This window comes from Nocardia jinanensis (assembly GCF_014645735.1).
GTDB lineage: Bacteria > Actinomycetota > Actinomycetes > Mycobacteriales > Mycobacteriaceae > Nocardia > Nocardia jinanensis.
In genome coordinates this window covers 249,273-272,029 of record NZ_BMMH01000009.1, presented here as the reverse complement: position 1 = coordinate 272,029, position 22,757 = coordinate 249,273, and the positions used below count along the sequence as shown (strand labels likewise).

Annotated in this window: 24 protein-coding genes; 8 read left to right on the top strand and 16 right to left on the bottom strand. The window is 67.0% G+C overall.

The window, feature by feature from the left end; all coding sequences use genetic code 11:
* Positions 1 to 72: 72 nt before the first annotated feature.
* Complete coding sequence (locus IEY68_RS21965; RefSeq protein ID WP_062998834.1) at positions 73 to 900, top strand: SDR family NAD(P)-dependent oxidoreductase; 828 nt, start codon at positions 73 to 75, stop codon at positions 898 to 900.
* A 22-nt stretch (positions 901 to 922) separates the two neighbouring features.
* On the opposite strand, the gene IEY68_RS21960 is transcribed toward IEY68_RS21965, so the two are convergent.
* Both IEY68_RS21960 and IEY68_RS36355 read right to left on the bottom strand, forming a co-directional pair.
* The gene (locus tag IEY68_RS21960) at positions 923 to 2,452 is read right to left on the bottom strand and encodes an alpha/beta hydrolase (RefSeq protein WP_062998699.1); all 1,530 of its coding nucleotides are present in this window, start codon (positions 2,450 to 2,452) and stop codon (positions 923 to 925) included.
* A gap of 316 nt (positions 2,453 to 2,768) precedes the next feature.
* Positions 2,769 to 2,957, bottom strand: a complete 189-nt coding sequence (locus tag IEY68_RS36355; protein ID WP_229718911.1) for a hypothetical protein — start codon at positions 2,955 to 2,957, stop codon at positions 2,769 to 2,771.
* A 162-nt stretch (positions 2,958 to 3,119) separates the two neighbouring features.
* Here IEY68_RS36355 and IEY68_RS21950 point away from each other — a divergent pair, with 162 nt between their 5' ends.
* Positions 3,120 to 3,668 carry a MarR family transcriptional regulator gene (locus tag IEY68_RS21950; RefSeq protein WP_229718918.1) on the top strand — a complete coding sequence of 183 codons (549 nt, stop codon included), beginning with the start codon at positions 3,120 to 3,122 and terminating at the stop codon, positions 3,666 to 3,668.
* Between the two features lie 197 nt (positions 3,669 to 3,865).
* Here IEY68_RS21950 and IEY68_RS21945 read toward each other — a convergent pair whose 3' ends face one another.
* From IEY68_RS21945 to IEY68_RS21910, 8 genes are all read right to left on the bottom strand, one after another.
* Entirely contained in the window at positions 3,866 to 4,156 is a 291-nt protein-coding gene (locus IEY68_RS21945; RefSeq protein WP_062998701.1) for a hypothetical protein, read from the bottom strand.
* Between the two features lie 237 nt (positions 4,157 to 4,393).
* On the bottom strand, positions 4,394 to 5,506 hold the full coding sequence (locus IEY68_RS21940; RefSeq protein WP_062998703.1) for a hypothetical protein: 1,113 nt from the start codon (positions 5,504 to 5,506) through the stop codon (positions 4,394 to 4,396).
* A gap of 22 nt (positions 5,507 to 5,528) precedes the next feature.
* Positions 5,529 to 5,750: a hypothetical protein gene (locus tag IEY68_RS21935; RefSeq protein WP_189094437.1), complete on the bottom strand. Its 222-nt coding sequence runs from the start codon at positions 5,748 to 5,750 to the stop codon at positions 5,529 to 5,531.
* Positions 5,731 to 6,957, bottom strand: a complete 1,227-nt coding sequence (locus IEY68_RS21930) for a helix-turn-helix domain-containing protein (RefSeq protein WP_189094436.1) — start codon at positions 6,955 to 6,957, stop codon at positions 5,731 to 5,733. The genes IEY68_RS21935 and IEY68_RS21930 overlap by 20 nt, the downstream gene beginning before the upstream one ends.
* A 360-nt stretch (positions 6,958 to 7,317) precedes the next feature.
* Positions 7,318 to 8,478, bottom strand: coding sequence for an acyl-CoA dehydrogenase (locus tag IEY68_RS21925; protein WP_062998704.1), 1,161 nt, complete (start codon positions 8,476 to 8,478; stop codon positions 7,318 to 7,320).
* A 117-nt stretch (positions 8,479 to 8,595) separates the two neighbouring features.
* Positions 8,596 to 9,300, bottom strand: coding sequence for a TetR family transcriptional regulator (locus tag IEY68_RS21920; protein ID WP_062998706.1), 705 nt, complete (start codon positions 9,298 to 9,300; stop codon positions 8,596 to 8,598).
* A 125-nt stretch (positions 9,301 to 9,425) separates the two neighbouring features.
* Positions 9,426 to 9,953 carry a 5-(carboxyamino)imidazole ribonucleotide mutase gene (purE, locus tag IEY68_RS21915; protein ID WP_229718910.1) on the bottom strand — a complete coding sequence of 176 codons (528 nt, stop codon included), beginning with the start codon at positions 9,951 to 9,953 and terminating at the stop codon, positions 9,426 to 9,428.
* Complete coding sequence (locus IEY68_RS21910; protein ID WP_189094443.1) at positions 9,946 to 11,118, bottom strand: 5-(carboxyamino)imidazole ribonucleotide synthase; 1,173 nt, start codon at positions 11,116 to 11,118, stop codon at positions 9,946 to 9,948. The genes purE and IEY68_RS21910 overlap by 8 nt, the downstream gene beginning before the upstream one ends.
* Positions 11,119 to 11,205: 87 nt before the next feature.
* Here IEY68_RS21910 and IEY68_RS21905 point away from each other — a divergent pair, with 87 nt between their 5' ends.
* Entirely contained in the window at positions 11,206 to 11,757 is a 552-nt protein-coding gene (locus tag IEY68_RS21905) for a GtrA family protein (RefSeq protein ID WP_062998710.1), read from the top strand.
* 19 nt (positions 11,758 to 11,776) lie between these two features.
* On the opposite strand, the gene IEY68_RS21900 is transcribed toward IEY68_RS21905, so the two are convergent.
* From IEY68_RS21900 to IEY68_RS21880, 5 genes are all read right to left on the bottom strand, one after another.
* Positions 11,777 to 13,087 carry a sensor histidine kinase gene (locus IEY68_RS21900; protein ID WP_062998712.1) on the bottom strand — a complete coding sequence of 437 codons (1,311 nt, stop codon included), beginning with the start codon at positions 13,085 to 13,087 and terminating at the stop codon, positions 11,777 to 11,779.
* Position 13,088: 1 nt separating this feature from the next.
* Positions 13,089 to 13,766, bottom strand: coding sequence for a response regulator transcription factor (locus IEY68_RS21895; RefSeq protein ID WP_062998714.1), 678 nt, complete (start codon positions 13,764 to 13,766; stop codon positions 13,089 to 13,091).
* Positions 13,767 to 13,826: 60 nt separating this feature from the next.
* Complete coding sequence (locus IEY68_RS21890) at positions 13,827 to 14,339, bottom strand: PH domain-containing protein (protein WP_062998716.1); 513 nt, start codon at positions 14,337 to 14,339, stop codon at positions 13,827 to 13,829.
* Between the two features lie 138 nt (positions 14,340 to 14,477).
* Complete coding sequence (locus tag IEY68_RS21885; protein WP_062998726.1) at positions 14,478 to 15,278, bottom strand: biotin--[acetyl-CoA-carboxylase] ligase; 801 nt, start codon at positions 15,276 to 15,278, stop codon at positions 14,478 to 14,480.
* A gap of 62 nt (positions 15,279 to 15,340) precedes the next feature.
* Complete coding sequence (locus IEY68_RS21880; protein ID WP_189094435.1) at positions 15,341 to 15,529, bottom strand: hypothetical protein; 189 nt, start codon at positions 15,527 to 15,529, stop codon at positions 15,341 to 15,343.
* Positions 15,530 to 15,812: 283 nt separating this feature from the next.
* On the opposite strand from IEY68_RS21880, the gene IEY68_RS21875 reads away from it, so the two are divergent.
* From IEY68_RS21875 to IEY68_RS21865, 3 genes are all read left to right on the top strand, one after another.
* Entirely contained in the window at positions 15,813 to 17,453 is a 1,641-nt protein-coding gene (locus IEY68_RS21875) for an acyl-CoA carboxylase subunit beta (RefSeq protein WP_062998728.1), read from the top strand.
* Between the two features lie 120 nt (positions 17,454 to 17,573).
* A complete protein-coding gene (locus IEY68_RS21870) occupies positions 17,574 to 17,900 on the top strand; it encodes an acyl-CoA carboxylase subunit epsilon (RefSeq protein ID WP_062998730.1) in 327 nt (108 codons plus the stop codon).
* Positions 17,901 to 17,925: 25 nt separating this feature from the next.
* Positions 17,926 to 18,570 (top strand): Maf family protein, encoded by a 645-nt coding sequence (locus IEY68_RS21865; RefSeq protein ID WP_062998732.1) that lies wholly within the window; start codon positions 17,926 to 17,928, stop codon positions 18,568 to 18,570.
* Here the strand turns inward: IEY68_RS21865 and IEY68_RS21860 are convergent.
* Positions 18,499 to 19,467 (bottom strand): helix-turn-helix transcriptional regulator, encoded by a 969-nt coding sequence (locus IEY68_RS21860; RefSeq protein ID WP_062998734.1) that lies wholly within the window; start codon positions 19,465 to 19,467, stop codon positions 18,499 to 18,501. The genes IEY68_RS21865 and IEY68_RS21860 overlap by 72 nt on opposite strands.
* 167 nt (positions 19,468 to 19,634) lie before the next feature.
* On the opposite strand from IEY68_RS21860, the gene IEY68_RS21855 reads away from it, so the two are divergent.
* Positions 19,635 to 20,492 (top strand): sulfurtransferase, encoded by an 858-nt coding sequence (locus IEY68_RS21855; RefSeq protein WP_062998736.1) that lies wholly within the window; start codon positions 19,635 to 19,637, stop codon positions 20,490 to 20,492.
* A gap of 349 nt (positions 20,493 to 20,841) precedes the next feature.
* Positions 20,842 to 22,629, top strand: a complete 1,788-nt coding sequence (locus IEY68_RS21850; protein WP_062998738.1) for an acetyl/propionyl/methylcrotonyl-CoA carboxylase subunit alpha — start codon at positions 20,842 to 20,844, stop codon at positions 22,627 to 22,629.
* Positions 22,630 to 22,757 lie beyond the last annotated feature (128 nt).

The window sequence follows — 22,757 nt, the reverse complement described above, 5'->3', positions numbered from 1 at the left end:
AAAAGTGCCTTCTTTCGCTTCCGGTGGCCGCTGCCGAGGATGTGTACAGCAGTCGGGTCCACGGAGGTGTTGATGTCCAGAACCATTCTTATCAGCGGCGGTACGGACGGCATGGGCCGCGCGATCGCCCTCGAACGCCTCACCCGCGGCGACCGGGTCGTGGCGATCGGCAGCAACCCGGCCAAAGGCGAACAACTCACGGCCGCGGCCGGAGCGGACGCGGACCGCCTCCGCTTCGTACGCGCCGACCTGAGTTCCGTCGCAGAGGTGGGACGGGTGGTCGGCGAGATCGGCGCGTCCTACGACGCCGTGGACGCGCTGCTGCTCTTCGCGAACCGCACGATGCCCAAACGCGTCCAGACCACCGAGGGCTTCGAGCACACTTTCGCGCTGTATTACCTCAGCCGATATCTGCTGTCGCACCAGCTGGCTCCGCTGCTGGTACGCGCCGCGCAGCCGGTGATCGTCAGTATCGCCGGAGTCGGTGTGCAGAAGGGCGCGGTCCACTGGGGCGATCCCCACCTCACCCGCGGCTACAGCATGGTCGGCGCCCAGTTACAGGCCGGACGGGCCAACGATCTCCTCGGTGTGTCGCTCGCCGAAGAGCACGGCGACAAGATCAAAGTCGTCCTCTACCACCCGGGCTTCACCAGGAGCGGCGACCTCTCCCCGCTCGGTTTCCTCACCAGAGCCGCGATCCGTGCCCTCGCCGCGGTCGCCGGGCGCCCAGTGCGCGAATCGATACGCCCGCTGCACGATTTCATCGACAACCCGCCCGCGGAACCACTCACCGCCGTGGACCGCGGCCGCACCCTGGACCTCTCACTCCCCTCGCTCGATCCCGGCAATGCCCGCCGTCTCGCCCGGCTCACCGCGGATCTGCTGGCCGCGCGAGCCTGAACAGGCACCGGGCATCGGTTTCTCACCCGCCGGCCGGGATGCTCCCGCAGGCCACGTCTTTTTCGGGCATGGTGCCGTCGACCAGGTAGTCGGTGGCGATGTTCAACGCGCAGGGGTTCTTGCCGAGGACGTACACGCCGTGCCCACTACCGTCGGCGGTCACCAGCCGGGACCTCTCACCGAACTTCTCGTCGAGCAGTTCGCCGCCGCGCAGCGGAGTGACGGGGTCGCGCTGGTTCTGCAGGATCAGCACATCGGCCGACCCACTGTCGTCGATCTGCACCGGCGGCTCGACCGGTCCCCACTTCCAGTAGGCGCACGGAACAATATTTGCGGTGGCCGCGCCGAAGAGCGGGTACTGCTCGCGGTCCTCGGCGACGGCCCGCTGATAGGCCCCGACATCCTCGGGCCATTCGACGTCGTTGCAGGTCGTCGCGAGGAAAACCGTCAAGCTGTTATCGGCCGGCGAAACCGCCTCGAGGTCGATGGGCGGTTCGGCGGCAGCCGGATCGCCCGCGGAGCCTGCCCGCACGGCGGCGAGCTGGGTCTGCCAAGTCTGCGCCATCAGATCGTAGGACTTCGTGTTGAAGAGCGAGGCGAACACACTGAATCGGAAGAGACCGCCGTCGATCCCGTCGACCGGTTTCTTGTCGAGCCCTTCGGCGAGGGTGAAGTAGGTCGCGCGCACCTCCTCAGGTGTCCGGCCCAGACCGTAGCTGTCGTGCCGCACGGCGGCCCATCGCGCGAAATCCGGGAACGTCTCCTCGGTGCCCCGTGCGTATCTGCGCATCCCGTCCTGGTCGAGGAAGGTGTCGCCGATATTGCTGTCGAGCACGACCCGGTCGGCGCGGTCCGGGAACATCGAGGCGTACGCGGCCCCCACCGCAGTCCCGTAGGAGTAGCCGAGGAAGCTGGCCGTCTCCTCACCGAGCGCGGCCCGGATCCGGTCCAGGTCGCGGGCGTTGTTCGCCGTCGTCAGATGCGGCAGCCGTCCCTCGTGGTCGTTCGCCGCGCACTGCGCGGCGACCCCCTGAGCGACCGCCGCCTGCTCGGCGACCGCCGCATCGTCGGCCGCGTACGGCGGGATATTGGTGAAATACGGCTGGCCGACCGTGAATCCGCAGCTCACCGGCGACGAGTGACCGACCCCGCGGGTGTCCATGCCGATCAGGTCGTAACTGTCCAGGACATCGACCGGCATCTCTTGGGTGGCCAAGAGCTTGGACAACCCCAATCCGGACCCACCCGGACCGCCCGGGTTCAGCAACAACACGCCCCGCCGCTTGTCCGGTTTCGTGCTGGCCAGCCGGGAGATCATGAGATCGATCTGCGCGCCCCCGGGATCGCCGTAGTTCAGCGGCACCGGCATGGTCGCGCACTGCAACTGCGGTGGCTCGGCCGGAACATCCTCGGGGCACGGACCCCACTGGAGTTGCGCGGCGGGCTCGCCGCCCTCCTCGGCGGCCACCGGGGGCGCCCCGACCAACACCCCGGTGAGACAGAGCACCGCCAATAGGGGCAGCCCTCGAGGAAGATTCCATTTCCGGTGCATATGTCCCACTCTCCGACGTGGTCTCGCAGGTCGACTGTGCCGACTACCACCCCACACCGTGCCGTCGCGGCACGGTCAAGCTCGTGCTGCCGGGCCCAGCGGACACCCGCAGCGTCGCACCACGACGGACACCGACGCTGACACCCGGCTGCTGTGGTCGTCTCCGCGCGGATCATCTCCATCGGCGCTCTTCCACCGCTGTTCCCACCGACCGGCTGAGCCCCGACACCATGCGTGGGGCTCAGCCGGGAAACATCATGCGGAAACCGAGCCGGGACAACCTGCTGAGAGCTGCCTCAGTCCTGGCTGCGAAGAGTCATCCAGGAGTGCCGTCCGAGGGCTCAGCCGGGCAGAATTCCGCAGCCAGCACGTCGTCGAAGGGCCCCGAGCCGGTCCAGTCCCCGTTCATGTTGCTGGTGAGCATGTGCGCGCCGTCCTGGGAACCAACGGCATAGGTCCAGGATCCGTAGGTGGCGCCGCCATTGCCCAGACTGTGACCCCGCACGGCAGCGTCTGTGTGAAGATGCCCAGGCCGTACCGGGTATCGGGGATCCAGTTCGACCCGTCGGTGGGGACGGTGGTGAGCAGTTCCCGCTGCTGAGCGGGCGGAAGGAGGTGTCCGCCCAGCAAGGCGCCGAAGAAGCGGTGGAGGTCACCGGTGGTGGAGATGATGCCGCCTGCGGACCAGGCGAAGGACTGGTTCATCTCGGTGGCGGTGAATGCCTTGGTCGTACTGCCGATGCGGAACCGTATGACCGCATGCGTGCTCGCGTGCCTCTATCTCACCGATAGTGGCAGCCTGACCGCCTCCGAACTCACCCGAAGCCTTCAGGTCAGTCCTGCCTCCGTCTCCAAGGCCATCGGCGAACTCGAACAACAGGAACTGATCCGTCGTGAACGCGACCCCCGCCGGCGACGCGACCGGTACGTCATCGACGCCGACGCCTGGTTCCGCGGCTGGATGGCAAGCGCCCACCAGAACACCGTGCTCGCCGAGGTCGCCCGACGAGGAGCGGAAACCCTCGGCACCACGTCACCCGTCGGCGCCCGGCTGCGGGACTTCGGCCAGTTCTTCGAACATGTCGGCCATGCCATGATCCAGGCCGCCGAGCAATGGCGGCAGACCCATGCGCGCGGCGAACGGCCGACGGTGGGTGAGAATCCGGAAACTGCGACGCCGTCCTTGGACGGTGTCGATGCGCACGGGCTCGAGTAATGGTTGACGATTCGTCCTCAGGACACCGTTGACAGCGGCATGAGCGGCCCATACGCGCCCGGGCCATGTCGGGTATCGGGGCCGGCGGCGCGACGACGCAACGGCTCGCGGACCGCCTGCTGACTATGGTCGACACAAGGCCACAGTCAGCGCGATGAGACCGAGCGCCAGTAGGGCCAATGCGAGATCGGCCCCGCTCACCGTTGTTTTCCCCGCTCGGGCAACTCCCACCGGTAGCCGCGCGGGTAGACACACACGGGCGTAATGAGCGCGGCGAGGTCGGTGATGACGTGACGCACCGGGTCGACGTGCTCGAAACCAGGAACAACCACGGCGAGAGCATTGTGCTCGTAAACGTGCTGCGCGATGACCAGAGCCGAAACCAGCGGCCCGGTGTCGAGGACGACGCTGTGCACCAATCTATAGCCGTGGCGCTCGGCGAGCGCGTGAATATCGGCACCGCGGCCGATCACATCCCGCCGGGTCACGCCGATCGCCCTCGGCAACTCACCGATCGTGCCGCGCCGCTCCGCCCCTGAGCCACGGCAACGGGCACCCGGCAGGGTGGCGCGATCGGCCCGGTGCGGCGGACTCGCGCCCGGGTCGGCTTCGGACGTCCCGCTGACTGGTCGCGCATAATCGGTAGGTTTCACACCCGCAGCGTCTCGCCACGAGGGGCATCGCAGCTAACAACTGGCTGCTGTACAGCAGCCAGTTGTATCCCTTCAGCCCAGCAGCGAGATCGCTCGCCGCAGTGCGGCGATACCGGCGGCCTGCACAGGATGCTCGGTGACGACGCTCTGCACATGTTCCGGAGTGAACGGCTGCCACTCGAGGATGTGTCCCTCGGCATTGCTGCTCAGCGCATTACCGAAGAGAGAGTCGAAAACCGGCCCATCGATGACGACAGCAGTCAGCAGATCGGTCGCGAAGCTCAGGGGGTCGACACCGAGGCCGAGGCAGTACGCCACGACCGAACCGTCACGCCGAGCCTGGTCGAAGCGTGCCGCGAACTCCCAGTTCTCGTAGTCGATCGGAGCGATTTCGCTACCGTGATCTTCGTCGGCACCGCCCAGCTCTTCGGCGAACTCCCGAACCATGTTGTGCCACAGTGAGAAATCGTTACCGATGTTCCACTCGGCGTTACCGGAAGGCTGAAAGATCCCCACCGGTACTACCTGGTACATCCCGCCGGCGTGACCGACCTTTCGGGGGTCGCGCCAATGCAGCAGGAACGATTCGGCCCCCGTGCCCGGATCGCGGCGGATAGTGACAGTGCTGATGGCGAGATTGACCGGCCGTTGCGCCGGATCACAAGGGTCGGTGATCGCCGCACGGACCCCGGACAGTTCGCCATGACCTTGCAGGGCCATGGCGAACTCGTGTGCTGCGGCCTCACCGATATTGATGCTGTCGAAGTACGAACCGAGCCCGAAACGCATGGAAGGTGTTTCTGCGGTGAGGTCGGCGTGGACGAGCCGGAAGGTCGGCCGATTCTCGAACACCGTAGGCGCGACCAGCTCACCGACGGCCTCGGCATAATTGGTGTACAGGTCGCCCGTCCCGCGCACCGGCAGAGCCGGGCTCGCCGGCGGCGCGGAGCCGACAGCCTTCGACACCGGAGTTACCTCCAGCGCCGACACCACATCTTCCAAGTGAATCGGAGCCGAAGGAATCCACTCTTCGTGCGCGAGCAGGGTCGAGTCGGCGACACGGTGTAGCGCGGGGTAGGCCCGCGCGGCGGCAGCGTCGAGGTCGGATCGATGTTCACGGACGTAGCTGCGTGTATCTATCCATGCGCGTTCGCTCGGTGTCAGTGTGCGTGGATCGGCACTCATCTCGTACTCCTGACATTCGATCTCAGCCGATCAGACTGTGCCGATGTTTCCATGCCAGTGCCAAGCAGGCGGCTCCCGGCGCGGCGAACGGTTCGGTGTCGAGCAGCCGATCAATAGCCGATTCAGTGAACGGAATACCTTCGGCAGCCGAGCCTTCGCCGACTGTCACGACTTCGCCTTCCTCGTTGAACTGCACGGTCGAACCGAAGACGTCTTCGAACAGGTCATCGTCGATGACGACCACCGTCAAGATCGTCGCAGCCAAGGTGAGGGCGTCCAGCCCCCAGCCCGAGCACGAACGCGCTCAGCCTGCCTCGCCGCCTGGCATCGCTGAGCTGCTCGTACAGCGGCCAGCGAGGGTAGTCGATCGGTGAGCTACGACTACCGTCGTGCTCGGGCTGCCCCAACAACTCTTCCGAGAACTCGCGGACAATATTGCGCCACAACGAGAAGTCGTTGTTCCTGTCCCACAGCGCAACGCCGGAGGGTTGGAACTCACCGGCAGGTATGACGTCGTACACCCCGGCCGCGGTAGCCACACGCGCGGGATCGCGCCAGTGCAGCAGAAAGGTGGGATCGGCCGGGTACCGCCGTAGACGAAGGGTCAACGTCGTGACCGCTGGAACGATCGCCCGGCCGGCCGTATCGAAAGGATCGCCGACCAGCTCACGAAAGGGCAGCTTTCCACGAAGCTCGGCGGTGGTCGGCTCGGTGTGGTTCATTGTTGCCGCCGCGAGTTCGTGGGCAAGCGCTTCGGATACATCCAGTTTGTCGAAGTAGGTGGCCAGACCGAAGTTCATGGCCCGGGAAGACATCGAGCCACCGAGATACCGATAGCTGGGCCGTGACTCGAACAACTGGGGTGGGTCGAGGTGTTTCACCGCCGAGGAGTAGGTCTCGAACGGTGTACTCGGGATTCGCAGCGGCCGAACCGATAGCGTCTCCGGTTCCGCACCGGTTGTCTGCACCGCCTGCGGGCGTTCGTCCAGCCGCAGCCGTAGCGACTGCAACTCCAGCGGGCGGTCGGCCAACCAGCCGTCACCCGCGATGAGCGTCGTCCTGGGCACCCGGTTCTCGAGAGCATGCCATTGAGCCGCGAGATCCCCCAACTCTGCCCGATGCCGATTGAGCCAATGGCGCTGCACTCGCCACCGTCCCCTGCTCGACGCAACAGCCGCGCTTGTTTCGTGAAGCGCGGAACCATGGCGACTTCGACCGGCCAAGCCGAGTTCCTCCGCAGGTATCCCCAGGACACGCATGAACCCGTGGCGCTGGTCCAGAGTCACTTTCCGGACACCGGTTTCGACCTGGCTGAGGAACTGTTGGGTGATGCCCAGCGCCTCGGCGACCGCCGCCTGGTTCAACCCGCTCGCCAACCGATATTCACGGACCAGGATCCCCACCTGACGGTCCGGGCCCGTTCTGTCACTATGCCGCAACCACGATGTCATCCGCCTCCTCCACAGTCGGTTTCACTGGTGAGAGCGTACGGCCGAGTCCGGGTGAGCAACAGCGGATCGGTCGGGCAATCAACGCGTTTCGACGCGCCGGTGAGGAGGTTGGACGCTACTCATCCGCCGGGAAGGCATCCAGCAGTTCAGCCATGTCGCCATGAGTGCTGAGGGCTCCAAAGCACGGAAGCGCTCGACGTTCCCGGGACGATTCACACTGCGGACGTACACGCACCTGGTGTTTCGGGAAGGGCGCGGCAGGCGATCGATGACATGTTCAGACGGCCTGGACCGTCCGACGACCCGAAGGCGGCCTGAGAGTGATCCCAGGCCGCCGACCGGACACCAAGGTCCGCAGAATTACCCCTTGAGCAGGGCGCGGGACATGACGACCCGCTGGATCTGGTTGGTGCCCTCGTAGATCTGGGTGATCTTGGCGTCGCGCATCATCCGCTCCACCGGGAAATCGGTGGTGTAGCCCGCCCCACCGAACAGCTGCACCGCGTTCGTGGTGACCTCCATCGCCACGTCGGAGGCGAAGCATTTGGCGGCCGCCGAGATGAAGCCCAGGTTCGGTTCGCCACGTTCGGCGCGGGCGGCCGAGGTGTAGACCATCAGGCGGGCGGCTTCGATCTTCATCGCCATATCGGCCAGCATGAACTGGGTGTTCTGGAAGTCGGCGATGGATTTGCCGAACTGCTTGCGGTCCTTGGTGTAGGCCAGGGCGGCGTCCAGGGCACCCTGCGCCAGACCCACGGCCTGTGCGCCGATGGTGGGGCGGGTGTGGTCGAGGGTCTGCAGGGCGGTTTTGAAACCGGTGCCCGGCTCGCCGACGATGCGGTCACCCGGGACCTTGCAGTTCTCGAAGTACAGTTCGGCGGTCGGGGAACCCTTGATGCCGAGTTTGTGCTCGAGCGGGCCCACCACGAAGCCTTCGTCGTCCTTGTGCACCAGGAACGCGGAGATACCGCTGGCGCCCTTATCGGGGTCGGTGACGGCCATGACGGTGTACCAGGAGGATTTGCCGCCGTTGGTGATCCAGCATTTGGAACCGTTGAGGATCCAGTCGTCGCCCTCCTGGCGGGCGCGGGTGCGCATACTGCCCGCGTCGGAGCCGGCCTCGCGCTCGGACAGCGCGTAGGAGGCCATCTCACCGTCGACGATATCGGCGAGCACCTTCTGCTTGAGCTCCTCGGAACCGTTGAGGATCATGCCCATGGTGCCGAGCTTGTTCACAGCCGGGATCAGCGAGGAGGAACCGCAGACACGGGCGACCTCTTCGATGACGATGCAGGTCGCCACCGAATCGGCGCCCTGGCCGCCGTAGGCCTCGGGGACGTGGACAGCGTTGAAGCCGGCGGCGTTGAGCGCGCTGAGGGCTTCCTCGGGGAACCTGGCATGCTCGTCGACGTCCTTGGCGTGCGGAGCGATCTCCTTCTCGCACAGGGCGCGGATGGCCGAACGCAGCTCATCGTGGAAATCCGCCAGCTTGAACAGATCGAAATCCGGGTTTCCCGCCATTGGGTTCACTCCTGTTGCGTACGGGGTGGTGCCAAGAATAGGCACTCAGTGTCAAGACCTTGGCCCAGTATACCGCGAGCTCGTCCGCTGTCGCGCGTCACATGCTGGCACTCAGTGTCAGTCGGCGGGATTCTCAGCCAAACTACCCAGCCGCTGCCGCAGCAACTCGGCGATATGCCGGGCGGGCAGGTCCCGGCGGAATACGGCGAGCACCAGATCCTCCTCGCCCCCGGGACGCCGGCCGCCCCGGGGTATCTCGCTCAGCGCGGACCGCAGGTCGGCGGGGCCCGCCGCCGATTCCCCGCGGATCATCCGGCGCAGCAGATAGTTGTGGGTCGCGGTCACCGCCGCCGCGAACTGGACGCGCGACAGATCGGGAGAATCGGGCAGCCGCTCGCGCAGATAGTCGGTGAACAACCGCTCGTAGCGGAAAACGGTCACGATCTCCCGGTCGCGCAACGCCGGGACCCGCCGGACCACGCGGTAGCGGCGATCGGCGATATCGCGCCAGCGGGTGAACCGCTCGAAGACCCCGACCGCTGCCTCGCAGACCGCGTCCCACGGGTCGATCTGCGCCTGTTGCAGGTACTCCTGCGCCGCGGCCAGCTGGGCCTCGTGGTCGGCGAAGATCACATCTTCCTTGGACCGGAACTGCCGGAAGAACGTACGCCGCGATATCCCGGCGGCCTCGGCGATCTCGTCCACCGAGGTCGCCTCGTAGCCCTGATCCGCGAACAAACGCAACGCCTCGTCCACGACACCGAGCCGGAAACGGACGAGCTCGGCGCCACCGACTCGGCGGGCGGTTTCCTCGTTGTCCATGGCGTCACCGTAGCGAGCGGCGCTCCAGGGCTCTCGGAGTCGTCCGTCGAGTGCGATATGGCAGTCGGCTCCACTGAACAGCAGGTCGGCACCCCGGCTCGGTGGCGGACCGGTCTCGCTGGTGGTCAGCCCAGCAGACGTGCGCGCAGCGCCTCGTCCTTCTCCAGCACCATCGTCTCCAGACCAGCCTGGAACTGTGCCATCCGCTCACGCAGCGCCGGATTGTGCACACCGAGGATCCGGGCGGCCAGCAGGCCGGCGTTGCGGGCACCGCCGATCGAGACGGTGGCCACCGGAACTCCGGCGGGCATCTGCACGATCGAGAGCAGCGAATCCATCCCGTCGAGATACTTCAGCGGCACCGGTACACCGATCACCGGCAACGGGGTGGCCGAGGCGACCATTCCGGGTAGGTGCGCGGCACCGCCGGCACCCGCGATGAGCACCTGCAGGCCACGTCCCGCGGCGTCACCGGCGTAGTCGAGCATGCGCTGCGGGGTCCGGTGCGCGGATACCACGCCCACCTCGAACCGGATCCCGAACTCGGCCAGTGCTCCGGCGGCCGCCTCCATCGTGGGCCAGTCCGAATCGCTGCCCATGATCACCCCGACCGCCGGGGAGCCCGGCGCACTGCCTTCTACCACGTCACTCATGCGGGTCCCATCCATCGGTCCATACCGCGTGCGACATCCAGTGCGCCGCGCGCTCGGCTCGTTCCCGTACTACCGCGACATCGTCGCCGAGCACGTTCACATGCCCGATCTTGCGGTCCGGGCGTTCGCCCTTGCCGTACAGATGCACCTTGGCGTCCGGCATCCGGGCGAACAGGTGGTGCAATCGCTCGTCCATCGACATGGCGGGCGCTTCGGGCGCACCGAGGATATTCGCCATCACGGTCACCGGCGCGAGCGGGCGGGTATCACCGAGCGGATAGTCCAGGACCGCGCGCAGATGCTGTTCGAACTGGCCGGTGCGGGCGCCGTCCATCCCCCAGTGCCCCGAATTGTGCGGGCGCATGGCCAGCTCGTTGATCAGCAGCGTGCCGTCGGTGGTCTCGAACAGTTCGACCGCCATCGCCCCGACCACACCGAGATCCGCGGCCAGCCGCAGCGCCAGCTCCTCGGCCTCGGCGGCCAGTTCCTCGGCGAGATCGGGCGCCGGAGCGATCACCACGGCGCACTGGCCGTGCCGTTGCACCGTCTCCACGACCGGCCAGGTCGCGGCCTGACCGTACGGGGAACGGGCGACCATGGCCGACAACTCGCGTTTCAGCGGGACCCGGATCTCGGCCAGCAGTTGCACACCCGCGGCGAGCTGCTCGGCGGTGACCTTCGCCGCCTCGTCGGCATCCTCGGGCATCCAGACACCGCGGCCGTCGTAACCGCCCCGGATCGCCTTCAGCACGATCGGCCAGCCGTGTACGTCACCGAACCGCACCGCGTCGGCCTCCGACTCCACCACCGTGAACGCGGGCACCGGCAGCCCGCGCGCGGAGAGTTCCGTACGCATGGCCAGCTTGTCCTGGGCGAACCGCAGCGCCTGCGGCGGCGGGAGTACGTTCACCCCCTCCGCGACCAGTGCCTCCAGATGTTCGGTCGGCACATGCTCGTGATCGAAGGTGAGAGCGTGCGCGCCGGTCGCGGCCCGGCGCAACGCGCCGAGGTCGGAATGACTACCGATCACCACATCGGGGCTCACCTGAGCCGCCGGGTCGTCCGGCCGTTCGGCGAGCACCCGGAGCCGCTGCCCCAGCTCGATGGCCGCCTGATGCGTCATCCGCGCCAGCTGGCCGCCACCGATCATGGCGACGGTCGGCATCGCGGCAGGGTCGAAACTACGTGCGTTCACGTCGGTAAATACTGTCACGTCCTGCGCGAACACCGGCTGGCGGTATGCTCCGGTCTTGTGTCATTCGTCGACGACGTGGTTCGCGTCCTCCCGCGGCCCCTCCAGGAGATCGCCTTCCGCCAACGCGAGCTCATCAAGTTCGCCATTGTCGGAGCGACCACGTTCGTCATCGACGGTGGCATCTTCTACATGCTGAAGTGGACGGTTCTCGAGGAGAAGCCGGTCACCGCGAAGATCATCTCCGGAGTGATCGCGGTGATCGCGTCCTACATCCTCAACCGCGAATGGTCGTTCAAGAATCGCGGCGGCCGGGAACGCCATCACGAGGCACTGCTGTTCTTCGCGGTCAGCGGGGTGGGTGTGGTGCTCAGCATGCTGCCGCTCTACCTTTCCCGCTACGCCTTCCAACTGCACCAGCCCACGGTCAGTTTCATGGTGGAGAACATCGCCGACTTCGTCAGCGCCTACATCATCGGCAACCTGCTGCAGATGGCATTCCGGTACTGGGCGATGCGACGCTGGGTCTTCCCCGACGAGGTGGACCAGATGCTCGAGAAGCTCGAGGAATACGTCGAAGAGGAACACGACCGGCGCCGGCTCGGCAGCTGAACCCCGGCGGGCGCAACCACTACCGCGGCTCCCCCACCACCCGGTTCTCCACCCGTGTGGCCAGCGGTTTCCCGAGGAACACCGCGAAAAGCGCGGGCCGGCGGCGTTGTAGCTCCAACCGGCCCCCGTCCGCCTCGATCAGAGCCCGCGCCAGCGCGAGCCCCACACCCGTGGATCCCGCGCCGGAGAAGCCGCGGTCGAAGATATGCGGCGCCAGATCGTCGCTGACCCCCTCGCCCTCGTCGGCGACCTGTACACACACCAGCGGTTCCCGATCCTGCCCCGGGCGCACGGTGCGCACCGAGACGACACAGGTTCCGCCGCCGTGCATCAACGCGTTGTCGACCAGCACCGTCACCGCTTCCCGTAGCCGGGAACCGGAGATCGGGGCGCGCAGCGATTCGTCACCGGTCAGGTGCAGGGTGCGGCCGGCCTCCCGGAACGGGTGGGTCCACTCGGTGACTATGCCGCGGAGTTCGTCCATCACCGGTACCGGATCACGGTCGGTGGCGTCCTCGTCGCGCGAGGCCCGGACCAGATCATCGATGGCCTCGGTCAGCCGATCGACCTGGGCCATGGCTTCTTCGGCCTCGTGCACCACCGCCGGGTCGGTATGCGCGGACAGTTCGTCCAGCCGGAGCCGGACCGCGGTCAGGCGGCTGCGCAACTGATGCGAGACATCGGCCACCAGCGCGTGCTCGCGTTGCAGGCGGCCGGCGATCTCCACAGTCGCCGAATCGAGCACATCGGATACCCGGTCCAGTTCGGCGATACCGTGACGGCGCGGATCTGGGCGGAAGTCACCCATTGCCAGCCGGGCCGCCCGCGCGGCCACATCGCGGATCGGGTCGGCGACCCGGCGCGCGGTGACAATGGCAACCGTGATCGCCGCTCCCAGCGAAATAGCGACAGCGAGAGCCACCCCGGCCACCGCCTGCCGCTGCCGGGCCTCCATCGGGGTCGAGGGCACCTCCAGTCGCAGCGATACATCGGTGCCCATCGACAGCGACTCCACCAGCGGGTCGTCGATAGTCGACGACCCGACCTCCACCTTCACCGCCGTATCCTCCGGCGCCGGATAGACGACCGTGAGCCGACCACCCTCGGGCACCAGCGGCTGCACGGTGTGCAGATCCAGCCCGCCACTGATCACCCCGCTGCCGTGCTCCTGGCCGATGACCTCCGCGGAGATCAGTTCCAGCCGGCTTCGTAGATCGTTGCGGGTGATGTCCTCCACCCACAGCCAGGCGGTATAGGTGAGCGGCACACCGAGTACGACCGTGGTCAGCATCAGGACGGTCAGCATCGACCGCAGGATCCGGCGTCGCACGTCAGTCGGTGTTCAACCGGAAACCGACACCGCGCACGGTGACGATCCGGCGCTCCGCCATCGGGCCCTCGTCCCCGATCTTGCGCCGCAACCACGACATATGCATATCCAGCGTCTTGGATCCGCGCAGTTCCGCATCACCCCACACCTCGCGCAGGATCGTCTCGCGGGGCACCACCTGACCGGCCCGGTCGATCAATACTTTGAGCAGCTCGTACTCCTTGTTCGCCAACCCGACTTCCACTCCGTTGACCAGCACCCGCCGTGCCGCCGGTTCCAGCCGGATCCCCCCGACCTCCACCGTGTCGTCGCCGATCCCGCTACGCCGCAGCAGAGCACGGACCCGGGCGAGCAGTTCGGCCAGCCGGAACGGTTTACCGACGTAGTCGTCCGCGCCGGCGTCCAGCCCGACCACGAAATCCACCTCGTCGGTGCGGGCGGTGAGCATCAGCACCGCCATCTCGGCGCCCCGGGCTCGCACCTGCCGGCACACCTCCAGCCCGTCCATTCCCGGCAAGCCGAGATCGAGGATCAGCAGATCATGGTGTCCTTCCAACGCCCGGTCCAACACCGCGGGACCGAAGTTCTCCACGGTCACCGAATACCCTTCGCGGCCCAGCGCCCGGGACAGCGGCGCCGCGATGGCTTCGTCGTCTTCGCCCAGCAATACGGCGGTCATGCGACAAGGTTACGGTCCGCCGCCCCGGACCCCGCCGCCTCACGCCCGCAGGTACCGGGTTCAGAAGCCGCCGTACCGGGGCGCGGCCTCGAAGACCTGGTGATAGAGCAGCGCGTGGACCTGCTCCACATCCGGGATATCGCTGTATTCGAGGGGTTCTTCGGACGAGGAGCCGATGATCAACTCCCCGGTCCCGAACATCCGATCGACCAGCCCGTGCCGGAACTGGACGCTGGAGATCCGACTCATCGGGATATCGAGGCCGGTGTGCGTCATCACACCTTCGCGGACCAGCACTCGTCGGTCGGTGACGATGAAATGGGTGGACTTCCAGGTCACGATCGGCGCGATACTTCGCCATGCCAGGATCAGCAGCCACACCACCAGAACCACCAGCAGCAGGATCGACCGCATCGATTCGTCCGCGGTGCGCCACACCAGACCACCCAGGAACCCGGCCACCGCCGTCACCACGATCAACGTGACGATGGGCCAGAAGAGCATCTTCCAATGCGGGTGCGTGTGCAGGATCAACTCTTCGTCGGGCGCCAGCGCATCCTCCGGATAACCCATGGCCGCACACTACTCCCGAACACAGCCGAAATGCCCGATCCGAGCGGGTCGCGGAGAGAATTCACAGCGGTCGGTCATCCGAAGGATTCCGCATCCCGACAAGAACCTCGAATACCGGCGCAACCCAGGCCGGAGCCCTCAATCGCCGGGCCGGAGATGCGTCACATCCCCGGCCGCGACCGCTCGATCATCGATGAGCAACCGACCCGCCGAGTCGATATCGCGGGCGATACCCGTCAACACCCCACCCCCCGGCAGTTCCGCCCGCACCCGGGAGCCCAGTGTCGCGCAGCGTTCCCGGTAGGCATCGGCGAGCGGTTTACTCGCCCAGCCGGATCCCTGCCACTGGGTGTAGCGGCGGGCGAATTCGGTGAGGAAGGCCAGCACCAGGCGGGTGCGGTCGGTATCGGCGGCGCCGCTGAGGAGCAGCGAGGTGGCATGCGGGACCGGGAGTTCGCCGGCGGTGAGGCTGACGTTCATACCGATTCCCACCACGATCGCCGGGCGGGGACCCCCGGCGGCGACTTCGGCGAGGATACCCGCGACCTTACGGCCTTCGATCAGGACATCGTTGGGCCATTTCAGCGCGGCGGGGACCGCGGCGGTGGTGGTGAGTGCGTCGACCGCGGCGATGCCGGTGAGCAACGGCAGCCAGCCGAGGGTTTCGGGTTCGAGCCCGTCCGGCCGGATGAGCAGGGACAGGGCGATCTGGGCGCGCGGCGGGCTCGCCCAGGCGCGGGCGAGGCGGCCACGGCCGCTCTGCTGGGCTTCCGCGACGAGTACGACGCGGTCGATCTCCGGGTCCGCGGCGCGGGCGATCAGGTCGGCGTTGGTGGATCCGGTCGATTCGATCACGTCGATTCCGGTGTAGAACGCCAGTTCCGGGGTCCCGGTCAGCGCTCGCCGCAGATATTCGACGTCCAACGGTGGCCTCTGCACGAGGGCAGGTTACTGGGCCGGTCCGGTGGTCAACGCACGGCGGGTGCGGTGACCACCGGGTACTACCCGGCGAGGTCGTAACCGATGGGCCGGGAAACTTCACACAGCGTGTCGTTCTCCACGGTTTCGGTCTCTTCGGTTCCGGCCTCGGTCTCGGCGACTGCTTCGGTGATGGTCGGCTTCGGCTCCGTAACCCGGGTGAACGCCACGGCCTCCGGGAAACTGCCTGTTCGAGTTGTCCAATGCCACATAGCAGGCCACCTCCCCTCTGTGTTCCAAAAGTGGCCTGCTACAAGGGTATTGCCCAGTCCAGTCATCGGAAAGCGATTTAATTCCCGGCATGCGCACGCAGCCGCGCCGGGTTAGTCTTGTGACGGTTCACCGTCGCGCGTCGGGTATTCCGCCGCCGCGATTCGCGGTACACATATGAACCGGCGACGACGTGTCCACCTGGGGTTTTCTCGACCAGGGTCTACTCACCAGTAGCCAGATCTGGGTTAACAGCGCGCTGCGGCTCTGGTTAGACTCCGACCCATGACGAGTGTCCAGCAGCAGCCCACGCCGGATTCGGCAGGTGCGCCCGATATCCACACCACCGCCGGCAAACTGGCTGACCTGCGGAATCGGCTGGAAGAAGCCCAGCATCCGATGGGTGAGGCCGCGATCGACAAGGTGCACGCCAAGGGCAAGATGACCGCGCGGGAGCGCATTCTCGCTCTGCTCGACGAGGGTTCCTTCGTCGAAGTCGACGCCCTGGCCCGGCACCGCAGCGTGAACTTCGGCCTGGACAAGCAGCGCCCGCTCGGCGACGGCGTGGTGACCGGTTACGGCACCATCGACGGCCGCGAGGTGTGCATCTTCAGCCAGGACGTGACCGTGTTCGGCGGCAGCCTGGGCGAGGTCTACGGCGAGAAGATCGTCAAGGTCATGGATCTGGCGCTCAAGACCGGCCGGCCGCTGGTCGGTATCAACGAGGGCGCCGGCGCCCGCATCCAGGAGGGTGTGGTCTCGCTCGGCCTCTACGGCGAGATCTTCCACCGCAATATCCAGGCCTCCGGCGTCATCCCGCAGATCTCGCTGATCATGGGCGCCGCGGCGGGCGGGCACGTGTACTCCCCCGCGCTCACCGATTTCGTGGTGATGGTCGACCAGACCAGCCAGATGTTCATCACCGGCCCGGACGTCATCAAGACTGTCACCGGTGAAGAGGTCACCATGGAGGAACTGGGCGGCGCCCACACCCACATGGTGAAGTCGGGTTCGGCGCACTACGTGGCCTCCGGTGAGCAGGACGCCCTCGACTACGTCAAGGATCTGCTGTCCTATCTGCCGAGCAACAACCGCGCCGAGGCGCCGCGCTTCCCGGCCTCGGATCCGATCAACGGCGCGATCGAGGAATCGCTGACCGAAGAGGATCTCGAGCTCGACACGCTGATCCCGGATTCCCCCAACCAGCCCTATGACATGCACGAGGTCATCCGCCGGTTGCTCGACGACGACGAGTTCCTCGAGATCCAGGCCGAGCGGGCCATGAACATCATCGTGGGCTTCGGCCGGATCGACGGCCGCAGTGTCGGCATCGTCGCCAACCAGCCGACCCAGTTCGCCGGCTGCCTCGATATCGATGCCTCGGAGAAGGCCGCGCGCTTCGTGCGTACCTGCGACGCGTTCAACGTCCCTATCATCACCCTGGTCGACGTACCCGGCTTCCTGCCCGGTACCGACCAGGAATACAACGGCATCATCCGGCGCGGAGCCAAGCTGCTCTACGCCTACGGCGAGGCCACTGTGGGCAAAATCACGATCATCACTCGCAAGGCTTACGGAGGCGCCTACGACGTGATGGGTTCCAAGCATATGGGCGCCGATGTGAACCTGGCCTGGCCCACCGCCCAGATCGCCGTGATGGGTGCTTCCGGCGCGGTCGGATTCGTGTACCGCAAGAAGCTGGCCGAGGCCGCTCGCGATGGGTCCGACGTGGACAAACTGCGTCTGGAACTGCAGAACGAGTACGAGGACACCTTGGTCAATCCGTACGTGGCCGCCGAGCGCGGTTACGTGGACGCGGTGATCCCTCCGTCGCACACTCGCGGCCAGATCGTCTCCGCGCTGCGGCTGCTCGAGCGGAAGATGGTGACCATGCCTCCGAAGAAACACGGCAACATCCCGCTGTGATCCGGCGATACGCTCAGTAGGCCGCACACTGATTTCGGGTATGCGATCGGTGAGAGAAGATCGCCTCGGCAGCGCGGAAACGCGCGAGCCCGATCAAGGTAAGAGAGAGGATCTGGCACTGTGACGATCGTGGCAGAAGAAGAAGTATTGGCCGCAGCTGAACTGGACCTCGCTACCAGGGATGTGTCGGTCGATACCGCGACCGAAGCCGACGCGGGCACTGCCGCCGCGACGAACGGGGAAAAGCCGTTCTTCGTGATCGAGAAGGGTGCGCCCACCGACGCGGAGATCGCCGCGCTGGTATGCGTGTTCACCGCTGCCGCCGCGGGTGGCGCCCCCGCAGATTCCGGCCCGCAGGACCTGTGGGGCAAAGCGACGCTGCTGCACCGCGGTAACTCCCCGTTCTCGCCGTACTCCTATCCGCAGCTGTCGCATCTGCGGTTCTGACACCGACTCCAGGAGATTTCCAGACGTGACCCGGCTGGTACTCGCTTCCGCGTCACCTGCCCGCCGGTCGGTGCTGCGCGCCGCCGGCATCGAACCGATCGTCCGGGTATCGGATGTGGACGAGGACGCCGTAGCGGCGGCCCTACCGGCCGATACCGGGCCGCGGGAAGTGGTCGTCGAACTGGCCCGGGCGAAAGCCCGGGCCGTCGCGGCCACCCTGAGCGGTGACACCGCCGAGGGGGAATCCGATCTCGTCGTCGTCGGCTGCGATTCGATGCTGCTGATCGACGGTGAGCTGCAGGGCAAACCACATACGCCAGAGGTGGCGCTGGCCCGCTGGCAGGCGATGGCCGGTCATTTCGCCGATCTGGTGACCGGACACTGTGTGCTGCGCCTGCGCGGCGGTGCCGTCACCGCCGAGGCCGTCGATTGCAGTGCCACCACCGTGCACTTCGGTAAACCCGATCCCGCCGAACTGGACGCCTATATAGCCACCGGCGAACCGTTGCAGGTGGCAGGCGCGTTCACCCTGGACGGCCTCGGCGGCTGGTTCGTCGACCGGATCGACGGCGATCCTTCCAGCGTGGTCGGCATCGGGCTACCACTGCTGCGCCGACTGCTCCAGGAAGTTGGCGTCGGTGTCGCCCAACTGTGGGCCGACCGCCCCTGAGGGCGGAGTGCCACGGAGCGCCCCGCCGCCCTGTTGCCGGGCAGCAGGTGCCAGCGGCCCGGTAGCGGCCGGGAACGGATCGGAATCCAGTGCGGCGGACGCGGGCGGCAGCTGACTGCCCGGCGGCACCGTCTGACCGGAGACCCGTGACAACCGCGCCGCCTGTCCCGCGGCCGGATCGATCCGGCCGGGCTGCGGCCGCCGGCGCGCGGCGGCTTCGGCCGATTCCGCGCCCGGGACCCGATCCGATGGCGGAGCGACCCGCCGCAAGTGCACCTCACACATCTCCTCGGCCACGAACGGCACCAGTTCGGCCTCGACCGTGCCCTGCGCCCCGGAACGCTCCAGCAGCGCGGCCAGCAGCCCCCGGTGTACCCCGCACACGACTTCGGTGTGAGTCCGCGCCAGATCGCGTAGCGGGCACGCCGTCAGGCGGACCACCGCGCCCTCCTCCGGGTCGCGCGTGGCCTCGCGTCCGTCCCGTTCGGGAGCGAAACCCAGCTCCGACATCAACGAGACGACGCGATCCTTGGCATCGCGCAGCGACTCGACCGGCTCCCCGGCCGTATCGAGCTTGTCTCCCCAGGCCCGGCCGGCGGCCAGACCGGCGGCCGCCTGTCGTTCCGCGTCAGGTCCCAGTTGATCGGCCAGCACCTGCGCCAGATCCTGGTACCCGATGGTCCGCTGGACCGCCTTGTACCCGATCCGCGGTCGCCCGCGACCGCGCGGCGGTTGCTGGAACTGCCGGACCAGCGACTCCCGGGTGAGGATATCGAGATGGAATCGCACCGTGGTGACATGCTGGCCGGTGATCTGCGCCAGCTGTTGTGCGTCGAGGGGCTCGCTCGCGCCGCGGAGGATCGCGAGCAGGCGCCGCCGCGGCCAAGAATCAGACATAGCTCACCCCTCCTTCGGGGAGACTTTATCGGAAATATGTGCGACTAAATCGCCCATTGCACCGACTTTGTGCTCACCAACAAGTTCACGTCAAGTCACACTTACTATCCACAGTGCGGCTCGAACCTGTCGTCAGCACTGCCCGCCTCCTGTGAAGGAACCCGAACGTGCCCGTCGCCCCGGACCCATATCCCGCCTTCGCCTCCTATGCTTACCCACACCGTCTGGTAACCACGGAATGGCTGTCGGCAAACCTCGGCACGCCCGGACTGAAGATCATCGAATGTAATGCCGACGTCCTCCTCTACGGCATAGGCCATGTTCCCGGTGCCAGCAAGCTCGACTGGCGCAGCGACCTCGACGACCCGGTGACCCGTGACTATATCGATGGCGAACGGTTCACCGAACTCATGCGCTCCCAGGGCGTCGAACACGACGACACCGTCGTGCTGTACGGCAATGACGGTAACTCCCATGCCGCGCACGCGCTGTGGGTTTTGACCATGTTCGGCCACGCGGACGTCCGCCTGCTCGACGGCGGCCGCGACACGTGGATCGGCGAGGGGCGCGACACCGTCTTCGAAACCCCCGAGCCCTCCCGCAGCCGGTACCCGCACACCGAACGCGACGATACGAAGTTCCGGGCCTTCCGTGAGCATGTTCTCGAGCATCTCGGCGACCCACTCATCGACGTGCGCTCGCCCCACGCGTACGCGGGGGACCCCAGCGAGGGCGGCACCGGCACGGCCCTGCGCGGCGGGCATATCCCCACCGCCGTCAACATCCCCTGGACCAGCGCCCTCACCTCCGGCGGCCGATTCCGCGGCCGCGCCGAACTGGACGACATCTACGGCCATATCGAGGCGGGCCCCCTCACCGTCTACAGCGGGGTCGGCGAACGATCCAGCCACACCTGGTTCGTCCTGAAGTACCTGCTGGGCCGGGAATCCGTGCGCAACTACGACGGCTCGTGGACAGAGTGGGGCAACTCGGTCCGGATGCCGATCGCCACCGGCGGGCTGTGAGTGGCGTTCCGGCACCGGCGACTCGGGTGAACTCGGGCGATCAGCGCGTTTCGGGGTCGCGAAGTGTTCCACATACCCACTCGGGGAGCATTGTGATCTGGGACCTACTCCCCGGTAGCCCTATCCGAGTTCCGCCTTTGTTGGCAGACTGCCTACACTCGCCCCGAGACAGTTAGTGTCGACCACGGGCGCGGAGCCCGCGTAGCGGATCCGAACCCACGGACCCGGAGCCCCACCAAGCGATCCGATTCTCTTCGGAAGCCGGACAGCGGACCCCGATCCGCGGGAGCGGAGCCGAAGCGCGGCCCATCCCGCACAGCGAACAAAGAGATTGCACACAGGAGGCTCAGTGCCCAGCCATGCCAGCGCGCGGATTACCAAGGTACTCGTAGCTAACCGAGGCGAGATTGCCGTGCGCGTTATCCGGGCGGCCAAGGATGCCGGTCTCGGCAGTGTCGCGGTTTACGCCGAACCCGATGCCGACGCACCCTTCGTCAAGCTCGCCGACGAAGCCTTCGCCCTCGGCGGGCAGACTTCTGCCGAGTCCTACCTGGTCTTCGACAAGATCCTGGACGCCGCCGCCAAATCCGGCGCGGACGCCATCCACCCGGGTTACGGCTTCCTCTCCGAGAACGCCGACTTCGCCCAGGCCGTCCTCGACGCCGGGCTGATCTGGATCGGCCCGTCCCCACAGTCCATCCGCGACCTCGGTGACAAGGTCACCGCGCGCCATATCGCCGAGCGGGCGAAGGCGCCGATGGCCGCGGGTACCAAGGACCCGGTGCAGAACGCCGACGAGGTCGTCGAGTTCGCGAAGCAGTACGGCGTGCCGGTCGCGATCAAGGCCGCGTTCGGTGGCGGCGGCCGCGGTATGAAGGTCGCGCACACCATCGAGGAGATCCCCGAACTGTTCGAGTCGGCCACCCGCGAAGCGGTCGCCGCTTTCGGCCGCGGGGAATGCTTCGTCGAGCAGTACCTGGACAAGGCCCGCCACGTCGAGGCCCAGGTCATCGCCGACCAGCACGGCAACGTGATCGTCGCCGGGACCCGTGACTGCTCGCTGCAGCGCCGCTTCCAGAAGCTGGTCGAAGAGGCTCCCGCTCCGTTCCTGACCGACGACCAGCGCGCCCGCATCCACGCGTCGGCCAAGGCCATCTGCAAGGAAGCCGGCTACTACGGCGCCGGCACGGTCGAATACCTGGTGCAGGGCGATACCGTCTCGTTCCTCGAGGTGAACACCCGCCTGCAGGTCGAGCACCCGGTCACCGAGGAGACCTCCGGTATCGACCTGGTCCGCCAGCAGTTCCGGATCGCCGACGGCGAGAAGCTGGAACTCACCGAGGATCCGACCCCGCGCGGTCACTCCTTCGAGTTCCGGATCAACGGCGAGGACGCGGGCCGTGGCTTCCTGCCCGCCCCGGGCCCCGTCACCGCCTACTCCGAGCCGACCGGCCCGGGTGTGCGCGTGGACTCCGGCGTGGTGCAGGGCAGCGTGATCGGCGGCCAGTTCGACTCGATGCTGGCCAAGCTGATCGTCACCGGCGAGAACCGGACCCAGGCGCTGGAGCGGGCGCGGCGCGCGCTCGCCGAGTTCCACGTGGAGGGCCTGGCGACGGTCATCCCGTTCCACCGGGCGATCGTGGAGGATCCCGCGTTCATCGGCGACGGTGAGTCGTTCGACGTCTACACCAAGTGGATCGAGACGGAGTGGAAGAACTCCGTCGAGCCGTTCACCGGCGGCGCCCCGGCCGACGAGGACGACGAGCCTCGGCAGAAGGTCGTGGTCGAGGTCGGCGGTCGCCGGGTCGAGGTATCGCTGCCGGGTCAGTTCTCGATCGGCTCCGGCGCTCCGGCGGCAGCCGGTGCGGTGCGCAAGAAGCCGAAGCCGCGCACGCGGGGCGGCGCGGGTGGCGGTGCCGCCTCCGGTGACGCGGTCACCGCGCCCATGCAGGGCACGGTCGTCAAGGTCGCGGTCGAGGAAGGCCAGGCCGTCGAGGCGGGCGATCTGATCGTGGTGCTCGAGGCCATGAAGATGGAGAACCCGGTCAACGCGCACAAGGCCGGTGTGGTGACCGGGCTGAGTGTGGCCGCCGGTGCCGCGATCACGCAGGGCACCGTTCTCGCCGAGATCAAGTAACCGGCTCTCGCCGCGGCCGCCTCGCTGTGGGCCGCGACCGGTATGCGACGACATACCGACCGGTGAACCAACACTGGATGCACACTGCTCCGGAGCGGGTGCGCGGCCGAATGCCGCCACCCGCTCCG